Raw genomic sequence first — 17,164 nt, 5'->3', positions numbered from 1 at the left:
ATCACCGCGTTTCATCTCCTTGAATGACGGACTCTGAACGATTTAATCTGACGCCCCGCAACAGTCGACGCAACCCGGCCAAACGGGACTTGGGGCCGGATTGATGCTGGACCGCCAAAGCGCCAGCCAAGATTTCACGATTTGCCGGGTGGGGTGGGTCGAGGTGTGGTGTGGGCCCACCGTGCCGTACCGATATCACCCGCGGCACCGTCATCGCCATTAACCCATCGGCCCCCCGCGTGACTCCGAAGCCGCTGGCTCGTCGACCGCCAAACGGTAGCCGCGGATCGGCCGTGGGAGCGATCAAGTCATTGACGACAACCGTCCCTACGTCGAGCTCCGCAGCCACGCTGCGGGCCGCGGCGGTCGCTCCGAATACGGAGGCGGCCAAGCCGTAGGGGCAGGCATTGACGAGTTGCGGAATCGACTCGCCGCGACGCACGATTCGCAGCGCCGAGACGGGAGCAAACAGGTCCGCGGAGAACAGCGGCGAATCGTCCGGTAAGTTGCCGAACAACGTCGCTGGCATCTGCTGCTGGGATGTCAACTCGGCGAGCTGAAAACGCGCCATGATGTCCTCAGCTCCCGCTTCCAGAACTGTCTTCAATATCTGTTCGACAGCCGGGCAGGCGCGGGGGTGAACCGGCAATAGGCTATCCCGCTGGGCCAACACCCGTCGCACTTCGGCGAGAAATTCCGTGGCGACTTGTTCCTCGACGTAGACCCGCCGCGGTCCAATGCAGGTCGCTCCGCTGTTAAAGCACAAACCAAACGTCAACGCCCTGGCCGCACGCGAAAGATCCGCAGAGGCCAACACGACCATCGCATCACAGCCCGATAATTCGACGATGCAAGGCGTTACCCGCTCGGCAGCTTGCCTGAGCACCGCTTGCCCCGTGCCGTGCGAACCGGTCAGCACGATTAAATCAACCCCCGCCTCGATCAGCGTTTCCGTCGGTTCGAGTTCGCTGGGCAAAACCTGCAAGAGCCCAGCCGGAATCCCGGCGGCAAAGAAGCAATCGGCCAACAACCGGGTGCTACGCTCGCAACCGGGGGCCGGTTTCCAACAGACCGCGTTACCGGCGGCCAACGCTTGAGCCACCTGCACTCCCGGCAAAAACAACGGATAATTCCAAGTGCCGATGACCAGCACCACGCCCCGTGGTTGTCGCTCGATCTCGGTAGCAACTCCCCACAACCACAGCGGTCGGCCGCGGCGGCCCAGCTTTTTCGTCCGCAGCAATTTGGCCCCGCAACGAGCGATAAAACGGCAGGCGTCGGCCAGCGGAATTAACTCCGCCGCTAACGTTTCACTCGGTTCATAACGCTGGGCTGAAGCGGTCGCGTCGACCAGTTCGTCCGCGCGAGCAGCCAGCACTTCACGAACTGCTCCCACGCGGCGGCAGCGCTCTCCCGCCGCGATCTTCGACCAAGCTAACATTGCCCCGCGTAATGGAAGTGTTGTTGCCGCAAGCTGGGCAGCACTCGACTCAACCATGGGCCAGCGTAGCCGCAGCGACTTTGCGGTTGCCTTTCAAAGGTAGTGCTGCTTGATCGATAAAGTCGGTCGCCAGCCCCAAGTCGCGAAGCAGTAGGCGACTGGTGATTCGGCTCGATTCATAGATCACTGGCAAGCCGCTGCCGGGATGCGTGCCACCACCGACCAGGTACACCCCGGCGAGTTCCTCGAACCGGTTGCGGGGACGACGGTGCAACATCTGACCTAAATTATGAGCCAGATTAAAAGTCGCACCCTTATAAATATGATGCTCGTTCTGCCAGTCGGCCGGCGTGATCCGTCGCTCGAACTCGATTCGCTGACGAATATCTTTCAGCCCAATCGCTTCTAATCGATCCAGCGTCAACTCGCGATACCGATCAGACTCTACTTCCCAGTTGATATTTTCATGCATGTGGGAAACGGGCACCAATACGTACAGCGTGCTTTTGCCCGCGGGAGCCAACGTAGGATCGGTCACGCAGGCGTTCTGGATGTAAATCGAAGGATCTTCGCTGAGCACATGCAGTTGCTCAATCTCACGTAAGTTTTTCTGATAATCGCTGGCGATGTGAATATTATGATGCGGCAAATCATCATAGATCCCATCAATCCCCAGGTAGAGCATAAAGGTCGAGCAGGAGTATCGTTTCTTTTGCAACGATTCATCACTCCAGCGACGACGCAAGCTGTTGGGAACGAGTCGTTCCATGGCCGCACCGAAGTCGGCACCGATCACAATGCTGTCAGCTTCGTAGTGATTTTGGTCGGTTGTCACCGAGGTTACGCGTTTGCCTTCAAAGCCCAGTCCGGTGACAGCTTCGCTGAGACGAATGTCGACTCCCAAGTCCCGCGCCACATCAGCCATCACTTCGCTCACGCGACTGCATCCACCGATCGGGTGAAAAACTCCGTACTCATATTCGAGAAAGCTGAGAATGCTGAACAAGCTGGGGCACTGAAACGGCGACATGCCCAAGTATTTGGCTTGGAACGAAAAAGCAATTACTAAGCGGGGATCGGAGAAGTAGCGTTCCAGTTCGGTGCCCAGAGAACGCGTGGGATGCACGTGGGGCGCCGCGCCCAGTAGCGCAGGTCGCATCAAATCCAAGACGGAATTGAAAGGTGATTCCAAGATCGGGCGAAAGCGTTCGAGCTTCGTGCGATTAATATCCATGTAACGCCGGAAAGCGCCCGCGTCCCCCGGCGAGAGGGCGGTGATTTGACGCTCCATCTCGGCCATATCGGGTGTGCAATCTAATTGACCACCGGCGGCGAAAGTTAATCGGTATTGCGGATCAAGCCGCTCCATCGGCACCTCTTCCTGCAGATTTCGCCCGACTGATTGGAAAATCTCGTCCAACACCCGCGGGTAAAGAAAGAACGTTGGACCCGTGTCAAAGCGGTAACCCTCATGCTCTATTGCTGAGGTGCGTCCACCAACGAACGACTGTTTTTCCAACACGGTGACGTCAGCTCCCGCTCGGCTCAGCTGCATAGCAGCGGCTAAACCGCCCGGTCCGGCACCGACTACAATAACTTTTGGGGCGTCCAACGCTCGTTTCTCCGCGTGCTCTAAACAGTTGTCCTAACCTGGGTCACTGTAGAGTGCTGAGATAGAATGCCAAGCGGGGGAAGCAAAAGAATGAGAAAGACTGGACCGCATCGTCCTAGTGGGGAGCTCCGGGCAGAAGCAAATTTGGACAGATGCGGCCCAGCTCTCGTTTTAACACTCCAAATCGTGCTAGGTTTCGCCGACTGCCCGTGTTCGTGGCAAGTTTGCCCAGCCCGCGATCGATTCGCAGCGGTTTTTCCGAGGTCATCCACAAAAATCATGCATCGCAACAGCCTGCCCCGCCGTCGTCAATCGCTCACTCTTTGCCGGCCCGCCGGTGTGGTTGGTGCGCCCCGCCGGTTGCGGCCAAGACAGCCTGTTTGGTTGTCGACCCGGGGGGTTGGGTTGATCGTGCTGATTGGCATCTTTACCGCCGGCTGGACAGGGTGTGCGGGTCCCGATGACTCTGCGGATCAGGCCAGTGAAACAGCCAGCGAAACAGCCGGAGAAACAACTTCTAACACAACAGCCCCACCGCCAGCAGCCGACACTGACTCCGACACCTTGGCACCCGCTTTACCTCCCGGCATTTCGTTGCGTCCTCGCGAACCGGACGCGGCAAACTCTGCGGGTAGCGAGGGTTCTACTGGCGAGGGTTCTACTGGCGACGGTTCTACTGGCGGGACTGGTGGCAGTGAAGCGGAGCCGCCGAGCGTGGCTGACATTGCCACCGATTTGCAACTACCGGCCGACCTCAACTCGCTTGAGCTGATCAACTTTTTCGGCCGATGTGATGCCGAGCTGCGGAGGTTGGGAGGAGTTCGCATTACGCCGCAAAGTCGTCAGCCGCTGTTGCGGGAGATTAAACGAGTCGCTTTGCTGAAGCGAACGGCTGCCGAGCGTTTGCTTGACGGCACCGTGGCGGCTGATCGAGCGGAGCAGACCTTAGCCATCCGCGCTCGCTTGCAAGCACTCAGCCATCTCGCCGCGGCGGGCGACTTGGCCGCAGGTGACACCTTGGCCGAGTACGCGATCAGCTTGCTCGATCACCCAGAAAATGACGTCAAACGCGACAGTCGCACGGCGTTGCTCAGCCTCTCGCTGGAACGACTGCAGGGGGGAGTTAGCACCGAGCCCGACGACGTGCTGCGCTTTGCCGGCCAATTAATCAGCCGGCCCGAGTTGATGGATGTCTCTTCGGTGCACGCAGTCCAGCGTGCTCGCACCGTGCTCAGGCAGTACGGCTACGATTCGGCGGCGGCGCAGATCTGGAACAATTTGCAACCAGCTTTGGCCGCTTCCACCGATCCGGAAGTGCAAGATCTGGCCGTCGAACTTTTGATCGCCGAACGCTACGCGGCGCTCGAAGGACTGCGGCAAGAATTGCTGGCCGCCAAACCTCAGCCCGTTTCCCAGTGGCGTGCCGCCGCGACCGACGTGGCAACAGCTCAACCCGACATGCTGACCCTGCAGTACCTCGTCAGCATCGCGTTGCAGCTCGAGTCGCTCGACCGCCTCGAAGAAGCCGCCGCGCTGTATGAAGTCATCGACCAGCAGTTGAGTCCAGCGGCCGACGCGGATATCGCCTCCAATTCGCAGATCGCCGTGGAAGCTTTTCAAAATCGCCAAACCATGATCGGCAAGAACTTGCCGTCGCTAGCCAGCGAGACGATCACCGGCCAGCCCTTTGCGCTATCGGCTTACAAAGACTACATCGTGTTGATGCCCTTTTGGGCCACCGAGCGTCCCGAGTCATTGCTCCCCTTCGAGGCGCTTGAACAATTCGTCGCCGGCGCGACCAAACCAGTGTTAATTGTCGGTGTCAACATGGACTCCACGGTCGCTGGACGCCAACAAGCAATCCGCTTGGCAACCGAGCAAATGCCGTGGCCCAGCATCTTCGCCTTGCCGAATTCAACGGCGAACCCGAACGCGAGCTCAAACGGGGCGCCGCCGCCCGCGTCCAATCCTAACGCGCTCCCCGAACAACTTGGCGTCGTCTCCTTCCCCACCGTTGTCGTACTCGATCAGCAAGGCCGCGTGGTCAAGGTCGCTTTGAGTCAAGAAGCGATCGAGCAAGCCGTCGCTGACATTGTGGTCGAGTGAGGGTCAGCCTGAATCGCTTGGGCAGATTTTGCCGCTCAAGAAAAATTTGACTTTTACGCCATGTACACCTGTTTTCAGACGTTGTCTTCTGTATAGTCATGAGCATCAGTCACCACCTGCACGGCTGATGTGCATCTAGGGATTTTCCTAACTCAGGGAAGCGATTGCTGCCAAGTGGATTACTGCGCAAGACGCGGTGGTTTGCTTGGCGATTTCCTTGGCGTCGGCTCGATTCGACCGGCGCCTCACCTTTCCTGAGAGGACGAGATCGATGTCAAGTTTTGCGTCAAGTGTTGCGTCGAGCGTTGCTGCGGATGTTATCCGTGCCGAAGTGGCTTCTGCGGAACGTGTGATTACCAGTGGTGCGATTGCCACTTCTTCGGTTGCATCCTGCTGGCCCGGTGCGGCTTTCGAATCGCACTGGGTGATCGTCTCCGACCAGTTGGAACAGCGTCTGCTGGGCCCGCTGACGCCGGCTGATGCCTCGACCTTGGTGGCGTGCCTCACCGACGACCCGCATTGTTGGATGGACTTGGTGGGGCTGTGGCCCCGCTACCGAAATCCAGCCAGCGGCGAATTTTTGGAGACTTTGCCTAGCCAAATCATTTCTGCCGACGCGTGGGGCTGTTCCACCGAGCATGGCGAGCGGGCGGAATGTCTGGCCAACTTTGAACCCCGTGCAAATTGGGCGTTGATCGACTTGGCGGAGCAGCGGCTTTTCAGCGGTGCAGGGCTTGGCCGCTTACGGCGCAGCGGCTGCTTTCTGCTGGAGCAAGACGACGAATCTGATGAAGATCTGATCGAGATCTGCTATGCCCTGCCCCCTTGGTGGCAAATCACCAGCGATTTGACCAATCCACCTGCGCTCTCATCGTTAACTGCATCCGGTGCTTTGGCGCCCTCATGGTCGCTGGCATCTTCGTTGTCTGACAGGCGGCTGATTCTACCGTCGCCTCATCGTGAGATTTTGTGGGGCAAACCATTAAGCCAATTTCTGGCGCAGCAAATGGTGGCGGCCGTGCGGGGTGAGCGCGGATTGGCAGTTGAGCGGTTGGAGCGAGCCGACACGCGGCACGAGTTGACTGTGGCGATTCACAAAGCTTGGCTGTTGACCTCGCGGGCCGATCTGGCCGGTCGCGCGCCGCGGGACTGTTTGCACGAGGCTCGCCAGTGGCTGGCGGAGACGATCGATTTACAGCTGTCAAAAATGTACGCTGGCTATGCGGCGGTCCCGATCCCGGCGGAACTCTCCTCATTCATGCGGGCGCCATTGGGTCTGCATGAAGTGGTGATCTACTTCCACGCTTGCCGAGCGATGCTGGATTTCGGTTGGGAAAAGCTCTGGCAGTGGGGCCAACAGCCTGCCGAGCTCTCGGAATCACACTGGCAAAGGCTCGAAGGGTCGCTGGTCGACCTCCTGCGCGAGCATCTCCAAGTGTGGTTGGTGACGGAACACGCCGACCTTGAAATTCCCGCCCGCGTGATCCAGAACGAGCGTCTGCGAATTCCCCTGCCGGCGGTCGCCACGCAGCATGATTTCGAGTGCTCTTGTACGATCTGCAGCGTATTGGCTGCCAGCGCCCCCGTTCCCAAGCTGGTCGAGCTGGACGGGCACCAGTTGGAGCAAGACCAAGAGTTTGCTTTTTCGCTGCACGAGTCGCGAGCCGATTGGGAGGCGGCCAAACGAGCCGGCGAGCTCACGCGACCCACGCCCGCACCAGCCAGCAACCGCTGCGCGCTTCAAGACTTTATAAGTATCAATCGATCGGATCGATACCCTAGAGATATTAATGGGTCGCTGCCGCTTGGTTCCGGGTGCGGTGTCGACGTGGATGATGCTAAAGGGATTGATGTTGAGGAGGGTGATTTCAGCGAGGGCGACTCGCAGTCCTTGCCCGATGATGCATTTTGGCAAGCCGAGGAGCGCGATTTGGGCGTGCCACCGCTGGAAGATCGTTTCAGTCACATGATGCTCAGTTTTCGGTTAACGGAGATTATTTCAGTACTGTCTTCCCAACGCCGCAATCAAGCCGACATTGATGCATTGCAAGGCTCCTTCGCGGCTTACCGAGTCGCCCTCCAGCCAGACCTCGCCGAGGCTACGCGGCGATTCCAGCATGTGCTGCGCGAAGTTAGTTTAAAACATCCTGAGATTGTCGAGCGGACGATCGATCTGCACGATCGCATCGAGGAATGTTTCCGTGTGGCCTGACCTGAGTGTCTGACCTGAGCGCCTGGCCTGAGTGCCTGGCCTGAGTGCCTGGCCTGAGTGCCTGGCCTGAGTGCGTTCGGGACATCTGCGGGACATCTGCGGGACTTCCAACGAGGCGTCCGCGGTTCAGCATTTTTGTCCCGCTTAAACGCTTGCCGATTACCGCCTGGCTGGCTTTAATGGGAAAGCCCCGGCGGACGGCATATGCGGTTGCCTCGCTAACACCTGCCAATTCCCACCTGCCCCGATAAATCACGGGTTTCCGTGTTCGAAATCGGCACCCCTCAGCTCCTGAGCTATCCGGCCCATGCGGCAAGCCTCCACCCTGATCGATCGTCGCTGGAAGAGTTCCGTCCGCTGCTATTTGGCCGTTTCCTTTGGATTCATGGCGTTTGCGTTAGTCGGATGTGCGCCAGGCGATGCCGGTTCGCCCGCTGCCAGTTCGAGTGCTAGCGGTTCGAGTGCTGGCTCTGGAAACTCCGTCAGTAAGTCAGCGGAGGCTCTCGAGACACTAACCGCCGAATTATTGGTGATCGCGCCGCAACCATGGGCGAAAATCGTTCGCAGCCAAGGTAATTTGACTGCCGACGAGCAAGCGGTTGTCGGCGCCAAGGTTGCTGGTCGCGTTGCCACCGTGCACGTTGACTTGGGGGACTTCGTGACGGCGGGAACGCCCCTCGTTACACTCGACCAGGCCGAGTTGGAATTGAGGGTAGCCCAAGCCGCCGCCTTGTTGGAACAAGCCCGCTCCGCGGTGGGCCTCGCCCCCGAACGGCCAGTCTCTGAACTCGATCCCGAAAAATCGCCCCCCGCGCGGCAAGAAAAGGCACTCTGGCGAGAAGCGCAAAATAATCTCCGCCGTGCCAAGCAGTTATTCAGTGAAAATGCGTTTTCGCGCGGTGAGCTGGAACAGGCCGAAGCGGCCGAGCAAGTGGCGGCGGCTCGCTATGCCGCTTCGCTCAATAGCGTCGGTGAGAAAATTGCCTTAATCGGCGTGCGGCAAACGGAACTCGATTTAGCCGAACAGTTTCGCCAAGACGCAGTGATCGTGGCACCCATCGACGGGTATGTTCAGCAACGTCAAGTGGCACCGGGAAGCTACTTGGCTATCGGCCAGCCCATCCTGGTGCTGGTCAGCACCGATCCGTTACGGTTTCGCGGCACGGTGCCAGAGAGATATGCCCAACAATTGCGAGTCGGACAAGCGGTGCGAATCCATATCGACTCGCTCGACCAGCCGATCGAAACAACCATCTCCCGCATCAGTCCGGCCCTCGACCTTCGCAGCCGCGCGTTGATCTTCGAAGCCTTGATCGACAATCAAACCTGGCAACTTAAAGCGGGGCTCTTTGGCGAAGCGGAAATCGTAATTGATCCAGACGCTCGCGGATTCGTCGTTCCCGCTTCGGCGATCAGCGAATTTGCCGGAGTCGATAAAGTCTGGAAAGTAATCGACGGCGTGGCCGCAGAGCACGCCATCTTGACGGGACAACGTCGCGACGGAAGACGCGAGGTCTTGGAAGGTTTGGCTGAGGGCGATGTAATTCTTAAAGACGCCAGCCAAGGTCGCGTCGCGAGAGTCTTGGAAATCAGTACGGCGGAACTGGAAACGGCCAGTTTGGAAACAACACGTCTGGAAACAACCCGCCTGGAAACTGGCGAACAGCACCAGTTGGATTAAAGGACCTGACGCTTGTACTGGTTAGCAGAAATCTGCGTAAAACGTCCAATTTTCGCGCTCATGCTGGTCACCGCCATGGTGGTCGCGGGTGCCGTGGCGTTTCCTTCCTTGGGTGTAGACCGCTTTCCCAACATGGATCTACCGCAGATCTATATCAGCACCACGTATGTTGGTGCGGCAGCTGAGGAGGTCGAGTCGGAGATCAGTTCGGTGATCGAAGATGCCGTGGCCACGGTGGCCGGTATCGACGAACTGAGGTCAATTTCTGCCGACGGCCGCTCATTTGTCATCGTCACCGTTGAGCTGGATCGCGACATCGATTCGGCGATTCAAGATGTCCGCGATTCGGTTGCCAGCATCAGGAACCAGTTGCCGCCGGGGGTCGATCCGCCGATCGTGCAAAAGCGCGACCTCGACTCCTCGCCCATCATGACGTTGGCGGTATCCGGCCCACGTTCGTCCAGGGAGCTTTTCGTCCTCGCCGAAACTTACGTCAAGAACATCATCGAGTCGTCGAGTGGGGTCGGTGAGGTGCAGATCGCCGGAGCGGCCGATCGAGCGATACGGGTCGATGTCGATGCCCGTCGCCTGGCGGCGCACCGCATTTCCATCCTCGAAGTTCAAGAGGCGCTGACGCGACAGAACGCGGAGGTCCCCGGGGGCCGCGTCAACGAGGGAGAGCGGGAAAGAGCTTTGCGGACGCTGGGGCGAGTGGCCGACGCCGATGAGTTCCCGGATTTGGTGATCGCTACCGTTGGTGGCACGCCAATCAGCCTTAGCGATGTGGGCACCGTCAGCGACAGCACCAAGGAAGTCCGCACCTTGGCTCACTTGAATCGCGCCCCGGCGGTTGTTTTGGCGGTGCAACGTCAATCGGGTGAAAATACCGTCGCTGTGATTGAGGGCATCAAAGCACGTCTTCCGCGATGCCGCGAGCTACTGCCCGATGATGTCGAAGTCACGATCATTCAAGATCAATCGCGATACATTGTCGAGGCGTTGCATGAAATCGAACGGCATTTGGTTTCCGGATCGATCTTCGCCTGTTTAACGGTGTTGTTATTCATGCGTTCCTGGCGATCGACGCTGATTGCCTCGGTTGCCATTCCTGCCTCGATTATCGCCACCTTCGCCTTTATGAAGTGGTTTGGCTTTACGTTAAACAACGTCACGATGTTGGCGCTCGTGTTGATGGTCGGCGTGGTCATCGACGATGCGATTGTGGTCTTAGAAAATGTTTACCACTGCATTGAAGAGAAGGGCATGCAGCCCTCGGTCGCCGCGGTGGTTGGCACGAAAGAAATTGGCTTGGCCGTGTTGGCGACGACGCTCTCTTTGGTGATCGTGTTCCTGCCGGTTTCGTTCTTGTCGAGCGTCACGGGCCGCATGCTGTTCCAGTTCGGCGTTACCGCCACTGTGGCGATTTTGATTTCCATGGTGATCAGTTTCTCGCTAACCCCGATGATGTGCAGCACTTTGCTGAAGCCGGCAAAATCGACCGCCAATGGATCATCCGCTGACTTAAACGCAGGGGGCGCCGCCGCGCCGGTCGCCTCGCGGCGAGGATTTTACGGCTGGATCGAAGCGGCCTACCTGTGGCTCCTGCGGCTCTCCTTGCGATTTCGCTGGGGTGTATTGGCGTTGGTGGTGCTGGTCATCGCCTCCAACGTACCGCTCAGCCAATGGGTCGCCCGTGACTATGTGCCATTGAATGTCGACGAATCGGAGTTTGAGGTTCGCATCGAGGCCCGGCAGGGCACCAGTATGCTGGCGATGGAAAAAACGATTGAACGGGTGGAGGGAGAACTTAGCCAAGTGTCGGGCGTCCGCACGGTGCTGACCACGCTGGGTACTCGCAGCTTTGGAGATGTAAACCGTGCGGGGCTATTTATTCAATTGACTGACAGCCGCACCCGAAGTTTTTCGTTAGGACGATTGTGGCAAGGGTTGTTGGCTGGCGACCCCGCAGCGGCTTGGCGAGATAACTTCACCCAGCGGGAGAAGATGCAAGAGATTCGAGAGCGGTTAAATACAATCCCCGACCTTCGCATCTCGGTTCGCAATTTAACTTCGCTGCGGCAGGGTGCGCCGGTCGATATCGATTTGGCCATCACCGGCCCCGATCCCGAACGGTTGCTCTCCTTCAGCAACGCGCTGCGCGAGAAGACCGAGGCGACTCCTGGCTTCGTCGACGTATATTCCACGTTGCAGATTGATAATCCGGAATTGCTGGTGCGGATTGATCGCCCGCGAGCAGCCGCTCTGGGTGTCGAAGTCCGCGAAATCGCTGATACTTTGCGAGTCGCCGTGGGAGGCAACGATCGGGTGTCGCGGTTTCTCGATCGTGCCGCCGGCGACGCTTACGATGTTGAACTGCGACTGATTGGAATCGATCGCAGCGACGTCCAGTCGATCTCCCAGCTTTACGTGCGAACCAACCCTTCGCTGCTGCCGACCGACCGCAGCTTAGCTTCGGCCGGCAATCGTTCGATGTCTGATTTTCAAGATGCAGACCGAAGTGGAGATAATATCGGTCAAGCGGCGGGAGCAGGCTCGGCCGCGCTGACTCGGATTGATAACGTGGTTGGTTTTGAACCGACAACATCAGCTTCCCGAATCGATCGTTTAAGTCGCCAGCGAATGGTGGCGGTGCGGGCCAACATCGCCGATGGTTATTCACTGGCCGACCGGATCGAAGCGATCAAAGCGGCGGCTGCCGAACTGGGGATACCACCCGGATTCAACATCGAAGTATTAGGGGGCGGACGCGAACTCGAGCGTACGTTAGCCGACTTTGGTTGGACATTTGTGTTGTCGATCGTGTTTATGTATATCGTGTTGGCGGCTCAATATGAGCATTTAATCTATCCCTTAATTATCCTGCTCTCGCTACCCTTGGCGATCCCGTTTGGCCTGCTGAGCCTGTACTGGGGAGGAGAGACGTTGAACCTCTATTCGGCGCTTGGCATTTTGGTGCTTTTTGGCGTGGTCAAGAAGGCGGCCATCTTGCAAGTCGACCACACCAACTCGCTACGTCGTCAAGGGATCGAGCGGCATCAAGCGATCTTGCAAGCCAACCGAGACCGCTTGCGGCCAATCTTGATGACCACGCTGTCGTTCGTCGCCGGCTTGTTGCCACTGTTGATCGCGACTGGCCCAGGGGCCGAAGAGCGTCGTTCTATCGCCGTGCTGGCAGCTGGAGGGCAAACGCTTTCCTTGGGCTTAACGTTGGTAGCGATACCCGTGCTCTACACGTTCTTTGACGATCTCAGCAATTTGTTTCGCCGCCGTTCAAAACCGGCGGCTTGATGTACCTGGAATTCCCAGAGACAGTGGGTAGGAAGATGGTGCCAGGACTCTTTGATGATCAAATCGCTTGGGCAGAGACGTCTGCCGCCTTCTGAGTCAAAATCGCCTCAGGCCTGAAAACCGAAAACAATGTTTTGCCGCCCGCGCAGCTACTCACTCGCAGGAAGGGGTAGCCCTTGTAACCCCCAGAACCCCTAGATTTGTGCCTCTGCAGATGGTTATATTGAGAGCCACTCATAGTGGCTAATTTGTTGTCAATTCATTGGTCACGAGCGGCTTTGTCCTTTACGCAGGGAGACTTTGTTCATGGCGATTTCAGTTCGACGTTTTGGTTCCGCGCGAGCCCGTTCCCGTCAACAAAATGGCTCCCGTCGCTTGCTTCTGGAGCATCTAGGGTCGCGACTTCTGCTAGCGGCGGATGTGTTCAATGAACCTCAATTGGACCTGGCTGCGATCGCGATCGCCCCTCAGCAAAATTCCCTTGATCTCTCGACAACTCGGTCCGAAAAAGCATCGGTCCGAGGGTCGACGATGGGTCACGACCTGACGTCCATTGCTGGTCTTTCAAACTATTCCGATGAGTGGTTATTTGGATGGGAGCAAGCAATCGACATTCGGTCTCCATATGGACCTGCGCTTTTCAAAACCATTACCCCATCTCCGTGGATCGAAGACGCGCTGATTGTTCAGTTTCAACAATCGCTATCCAGCCCCGAAGCGCTGCAGCACCTTGGCGTGGAGCAGTCTCCAACATTGGTCTATCCATTGCTTGAGCGACAGTTTTCTACCCGCTCGATTCCGAACGATCCGCTTTTTCCCAATCAGTGGCATCTGCGCAACACGGGTTCGTTCGCTGGTTCGCTAGCAGGCGAAGACGCGAATGTCACCGACGTTTGGGATACCTATCGTGGTGCGGGTGTTGTCGTGGCCATTGTTGATGATGGTTTGCAGCACACCCATCCTGACTTGGCGGCCAACTACCGTGCCGACCTGAGCTTTGACTACAACGGGAATGACAACGACCCAAGTCCGGGAGCGGGTGACGATCACGGGACGGCGGTTGGCGGGGTTGTGGCTGCGGTGCAAGACAATAACTTGGGTGTTTCTGGTGCTGCCCCTGATGCAGAACTGTCCGGCATCCGCTTGATTGCCGGTGGTGTCACCGATACGACGGAGGCCACGGCCCTTACGCTGCATTGGGACGATATTCATGTCTACAACAACAGTTGGGGGCCATTCGACGTCGGTACTCTCAACCCAGGTCAGCAACCTGGACCGCAGGTCCGTGCCGCTTTTGCTGACGCTGCTGCGAACGGTCGTAACGGACTTGGATCGATTTACCTTTGGGCAGGTGGAAATGGCCTAGGCAGCAATGACGATGTGAACTACGACATGTATGCCAACTCGCGTCACACGATTGCGGTCGGCGCGATTACCAATGCGGGCGAGCAAGCTGGTTACAGCGAGTCTGGGGCGCCGCTCTTGGTGGTTGCCCACAGCAGTGGTGGGACGCGAGGAGTCACGACAACGGATCTTGTTGGTGGTGCTGGTTACTCATCAGGTGACTATACGAACAGCTTTGGCGGCACTTCATCGGCAGCACCGCTCGCTGCTGGTGTCGTCGCTCTGATGCTCGATGCCAACGCGAACCTCACGTCGCGGGATGTTCAACACGTCCTCGCTCTTTCTGCACGCCGCAATGACCCCACCGATACGGACTGGATGCAAAACGCGGCAGGTCTGTGGGTGAATCACAAGTACGGCTTCGGCGCGGTTGATGCCGAAGCGGCTGTGAATCTCGCACTCACTTGGCAAACCGTCGGCGAAGAGCTTTCCAGTGATTCTGGGCAAATCAATTTTAACTTGCCGATTCCCGATAACAACGTGAATGGTGTTGAGGGTGTCATTCCAATCGCCGACAACTTTGAATTGGAGTATGTCGAACTGCAACTAGAGACCAGTCATGCGGACGCGGGTGATTTGGAAGTGGTCTTGATCAGCCCCAGCGGCACTCCTTCTGTGATGGCCCAAACTCGCAGTGAAACGGCCAATTTCACCTTCGCCCATACTTTCACCAGCGCTCGCAATTGGGGTGAGAGCTCCGCCGGTGATTGGACGCTCCGCGTTATCGACCGCGCCAGCGGCAACACCGGAACACTCGTCCGGGCTCAACTCAGGGCCTATGGCTATTCGCTCGATAGCCCATTGCCCAATTTGACTGTCACTAACCCGACGGTTGACGAAGCTGCGGGAACGGCTGATTTCGTCGTCAGTATTCCAGAGGCGGCTACCGACTTGATCAGCTTTGATGTTTCCACCGTCGACATTTCGGCAACTGCCGACGAGGATTTTGTTCCGTTAACCTCACAAAGCTATCAGATCCCCGTGGGACAATCTCAGGTTACCGTAACGGTTTCGATTATCAACGACACAATCGAAGAGGTCGCGGAAGCTTTCCGTTTGCAGTTTGCCGACGTCGTGAATGCCGATCCACCATTCTCCCCTGTCACTGGTACGATCACCGATGATGACGATCCCGTCGATTACGCTGCGAACCCGCTAACTTTCCTCTCTCCACGTGCTGATCTGTTGGCCCACTCGATTGCCAGCACGGTAGTTCTTTCCGCGACCGATGATGTCGACGACCTCTTGATCGACTTGCCCGCGATGATGCCCGTTACGGCGATCGCAACGCCCGCCGGCGGTGCTGGAACCGTCACCATCCAGTGGCTCGATGCGACAGGAGCACCGATCGGCGACAGCTTTTCCAGCCCCGCCTCAGGCTTGCCGGCAATTACCGACATCTATCAGCCCCTTACAGATGACCTCTACGGTTTGCGAATTAGTGGCGATTTCACCGGCAGCGTAAACATTGACTTCAAAGCGGGCTTTATGACCGAAGAAGCAACTGCGGATTCAACAGCAGCTAGCCCTTTGGTAATCAGCGACTCTCAATCTGGCTTTGGTGCGTTTGCCGTCATTGGGCATTCTCTCAACGCAGGCACCGTGCACAGCTTCGATTCGGCCACAAAGTTTGTTGATATCTCCGCGACAGGTACCGCATTGACCCTTGGGGACGATGGCGAAGCAACGATCACAACAACCGTTGGCAACTCGATCATTCCGGCTGGAAGCGTCACGATTGGAAACAATGGCGGCATTATTGCGGGAGGTGGGCAAGAGCTTGGCTTTGATCCAAGCGAGTTACCGACAACTGATTTTACCGCCGGCGTGGTTCCCCTTTGGACCGACCTTTTTACCGGAGGGCAGATATTTTGGGATGAAGTTGTGATTGAAGGAAAGGACGCGTTAGTCGTTCAGTGGCAAGACAAGAATCACTACTTTGTCACAGATGGTGAGGTCACCTTCCAGTTGCAGTTGTTCGATGATACCGCGATGCCATTGCGATTGGTCTATACCGATGTCGAATTTGGCGACCCACTGGACGACTTTGGTGCATCAGCCGTGATTGGTTATCAAGCCAGTTCCTCCGTGTATTCACAGTTCAGTGCCTTCGAAGCCACGCTCACCAACGATTCAGTTATCTCATTCGTGAATGCTGACGACGACTTCTACGAGCTCGATCTAGCCGGTCATGTCGGTAAGCAACTGGATGTGGTGCTCAGCGGTCTCGATGGCGTTAGCTTTGCCGATGCGACTCTAGAGTTAGTCAATCCCAGCGGCGTTGTCGTGGCGACGGGCACGGCCGATCCCACTGGTTTCGACGCAACCAACTTTGACCTCGCCATTACCGACTTTTCTGTCGTGGATAGTGGCATCTATACACTTCGCGTTACTAACCTGACAGCCACAGGAAATTACCTCTTAACTGTCCAGCCTCAGCTGCATGAGACCGAAAGCAACGATGCGACCTCGGATACGTTGCGTCCGCTGGCGATTGACCAGACTGCCATCGGCTGGTTGGATGCGGCCGCCTCCGGGGGTGATCCGCTGGACCATTTCGAAATCACGCTTGCTGACGGAGAACGCATTCTGTTCACCACGTCAACGCCGCTGGATTCTGCCAGTGGCCTGACGGCAAACAGCTTGGATCCGGCGATCGCCATCCTCGATGCATCGGGAACCGAGCTGGCTGCGGATACCGATTCCGCTGTCGATGGAAAGAACGCAGCCTTGCTCTTCACAGCACCGGGGGCGGGGACCTATGTCGTGCAAGTCGAGGCTGAAGTTGGTGCCGGAGTCTATCTGCTGAGCGCTGTCGAAGCTCCCGTCGTCAACCACGGCATTGATACGATTATCGTGGGTGACGGCACCGCACAACGGAGCCGTGTTGAACAAGTTGTGGTAACCTTCGAAACCGAAGTAACCATCGAAGAAGGGGCCTTCGAAGTCGCCCAGCGTGGGCCAAGCGGCGGTTCTGTTGATGTCAGCTTTACGACAACCGTCAATGGCAGCGGGCAGACCGTCGCTAGCTTGATCTTCAGTGGCACTCGAACCACCAACGGAAGATTAAACGATGGCAATTACGAGTTGCAAATCGTGGCCAGCAAGATCACCGACTCGGCCGGTAATTTCCTTGACGGTGATGGGGATGGGGTGGCTGGCGGAGATGGGATGTTTGGTGCGGAAGCTGCCGACAACTTCTTTCGTTACTATGGTGATAGCAGCGGCGACCGCTCGGTTGGCTTTAGCGACTTTATTGCTTTCCGGAACGCCTTTGGCAGCACTTCATCCGACGGAAACTACAATGCCATCTTTGATGTTGATGACGACGGAACGATTGGTTTTGCTGATTTCATTCAATTCCGTAATCGCTTTGGCAATGCGCTAGGTTTTGAGTAA

At 57.5% G+C, this 17,164-nt stretch carries 7 protein-coding genes; 5 read left to right on the top strand and 2 right to left on the bottom strand.

All coding sequences use genetic code 11. The features are described 5' to 3' along the window. Position 1: 1 nt before the first annotated feature. The gene (locus SH139x_RS22805) at positions 2 to 1,441 is read right to left on the bottom strand and encodes an aldehyde dehydrogenase family protein (RefSeq protein WP_488352069.1); all 1,440 of its coding nucleotides are present in this window, start codon (positions 1,439 to 1,441) and stop codon (positions 2 to 4) included. Positions 1,442 to 1,490: 49 nt separating this feature from the next. Continuing rightward, the gene (gene crtI, locus SH139x_RS22800) at positions 1,491 to 3,053 is read right to left on the bottom strand and encodes a phytoene desaturase family protein (RefSeq protein WP_488352068.1); all 1,563 of its coding nucleotides are present in this window, start codon (positions 3,051 to 3,053) and stop codon (positions 1,491 to 1,493) included. Positions 3,054 to 3,332: 279 nt separating this feature from the next. Here crtI and SH139x_RS22795 point away from each other — a divergent pair, with 279 nt between their 5' ends. From SH139x_RS22795 to SH139x_RS22775, 5 genes are all read left to right on the top strand, one after another. Then, positions 3,333 to 5,159 (top strand): TlpA family protein disulfide reductase, encoded by a 1,827-nt coding sequence (locus SH139x_RS22795; RefSeq protein WP_488352067.1) that lies wholly within the window; start codon positions 3,333 to 3,335, stop codon positions 5,157 to 5,159. A gap of 271 nt (positions 5,160 to 5,430) precedes the next feature. Beyond that, positions 5,431 to 7,371, top strand: a complete 1,941-nt coding sequence (locus tag SH139x_RS22790; protein ID WP_488352066.1) for a hypothetical protein — start codon at positions 5,431 to 5,433, stop codon at positions 7,369 to 7,371. Positions 7,372 to 7,678: 307 nt separating this feature from the next. Then, positions 7,679 to 9,052 carry an efflux RND transporter periplasmic adaptor subunit gene (locus tag SH139x_RS22785; RefSeq protein ID WP_488352065.1) on the top strand — a complete coding sequence of 458 codons (1,374 nt, stop codon included), beginning with the start codon at positions 7,679 to 7,681 and terminating at the stop codon, positions 9,050 to 9,052. Positions 9,053 to 9,064: 12 nt separating this feature from the next. Further along, entirely contained in the window at positions 9,065 to 12,361 is a 3,297-nt protein-coding gene (locus tag SH139x_RS22780) for an efflux RND transporter permease subunit (protein ID WP_488352064.1), read from the top strand. 306 nt (positions 12,362 to 12,667) lie between these two features. Further along, positions 12,668 to 17,164 (top strand): S8 family serine peptidase, encoded by a 4,497-nt coding sequence (locus SH139x_RS22775; protein WP_488352063.1) that lies wholly within the window; start codon positions 12,668 to 12,670, stop codon positions 17,162 to 17,164.

It is taken from the genome of Kothea flammea (assembly GCF_052161645.1).
GTDB lineage: Bacteria > Planctomycetota > Planctomycetia > Pirellulales > Pirellulaceae > Laterigemmans.
Note: the sequence above shows the minus strand (reverse complement) of the source record. Positions and strands in the feature narration are given on the sequence as shown.

Bases quoted from the DNA above. Each gene is read 5' to 3' on its own strand.
- SH139x_RS22805 (WP_488352069.1), bottom strand. From the start codon at position 1,441: ATGTTAGCTTGGTCGAAGATCGCGGCGGGAGAGCGCTGCCGCCGCGTG.
- SH139x_RS22795 (WP_488352067.1), top strand. From the start codon at position 3,333: ATGCATCGCAACAGCCTGCCCCGCCGTCGTCAATCGCTCACTCTTTGC.
- SH139x_RS22790 (WP_488352066.1), top strand. From the start codon at position 5,431: ATGTCAAGTTTTGCGTCAAGTGTTGCGTCGAGCGTTGCTGCGGATGTT.
- SH139x_RS22785 (WP_488352065.1), top strand. From the start codon at position 7,679: ATGCGGCAAGCCTCCACCCTGATCGATCGTCGCTGGAAGAGTTCCGTC.
- SH139x_RS22775 (WP_488352063.1), top strand. From the start codon at position 12,668: ATGGCGATTTCAGTTCGACGTTTTGGTTCCGCGCGAGCCCGTTCCCGT.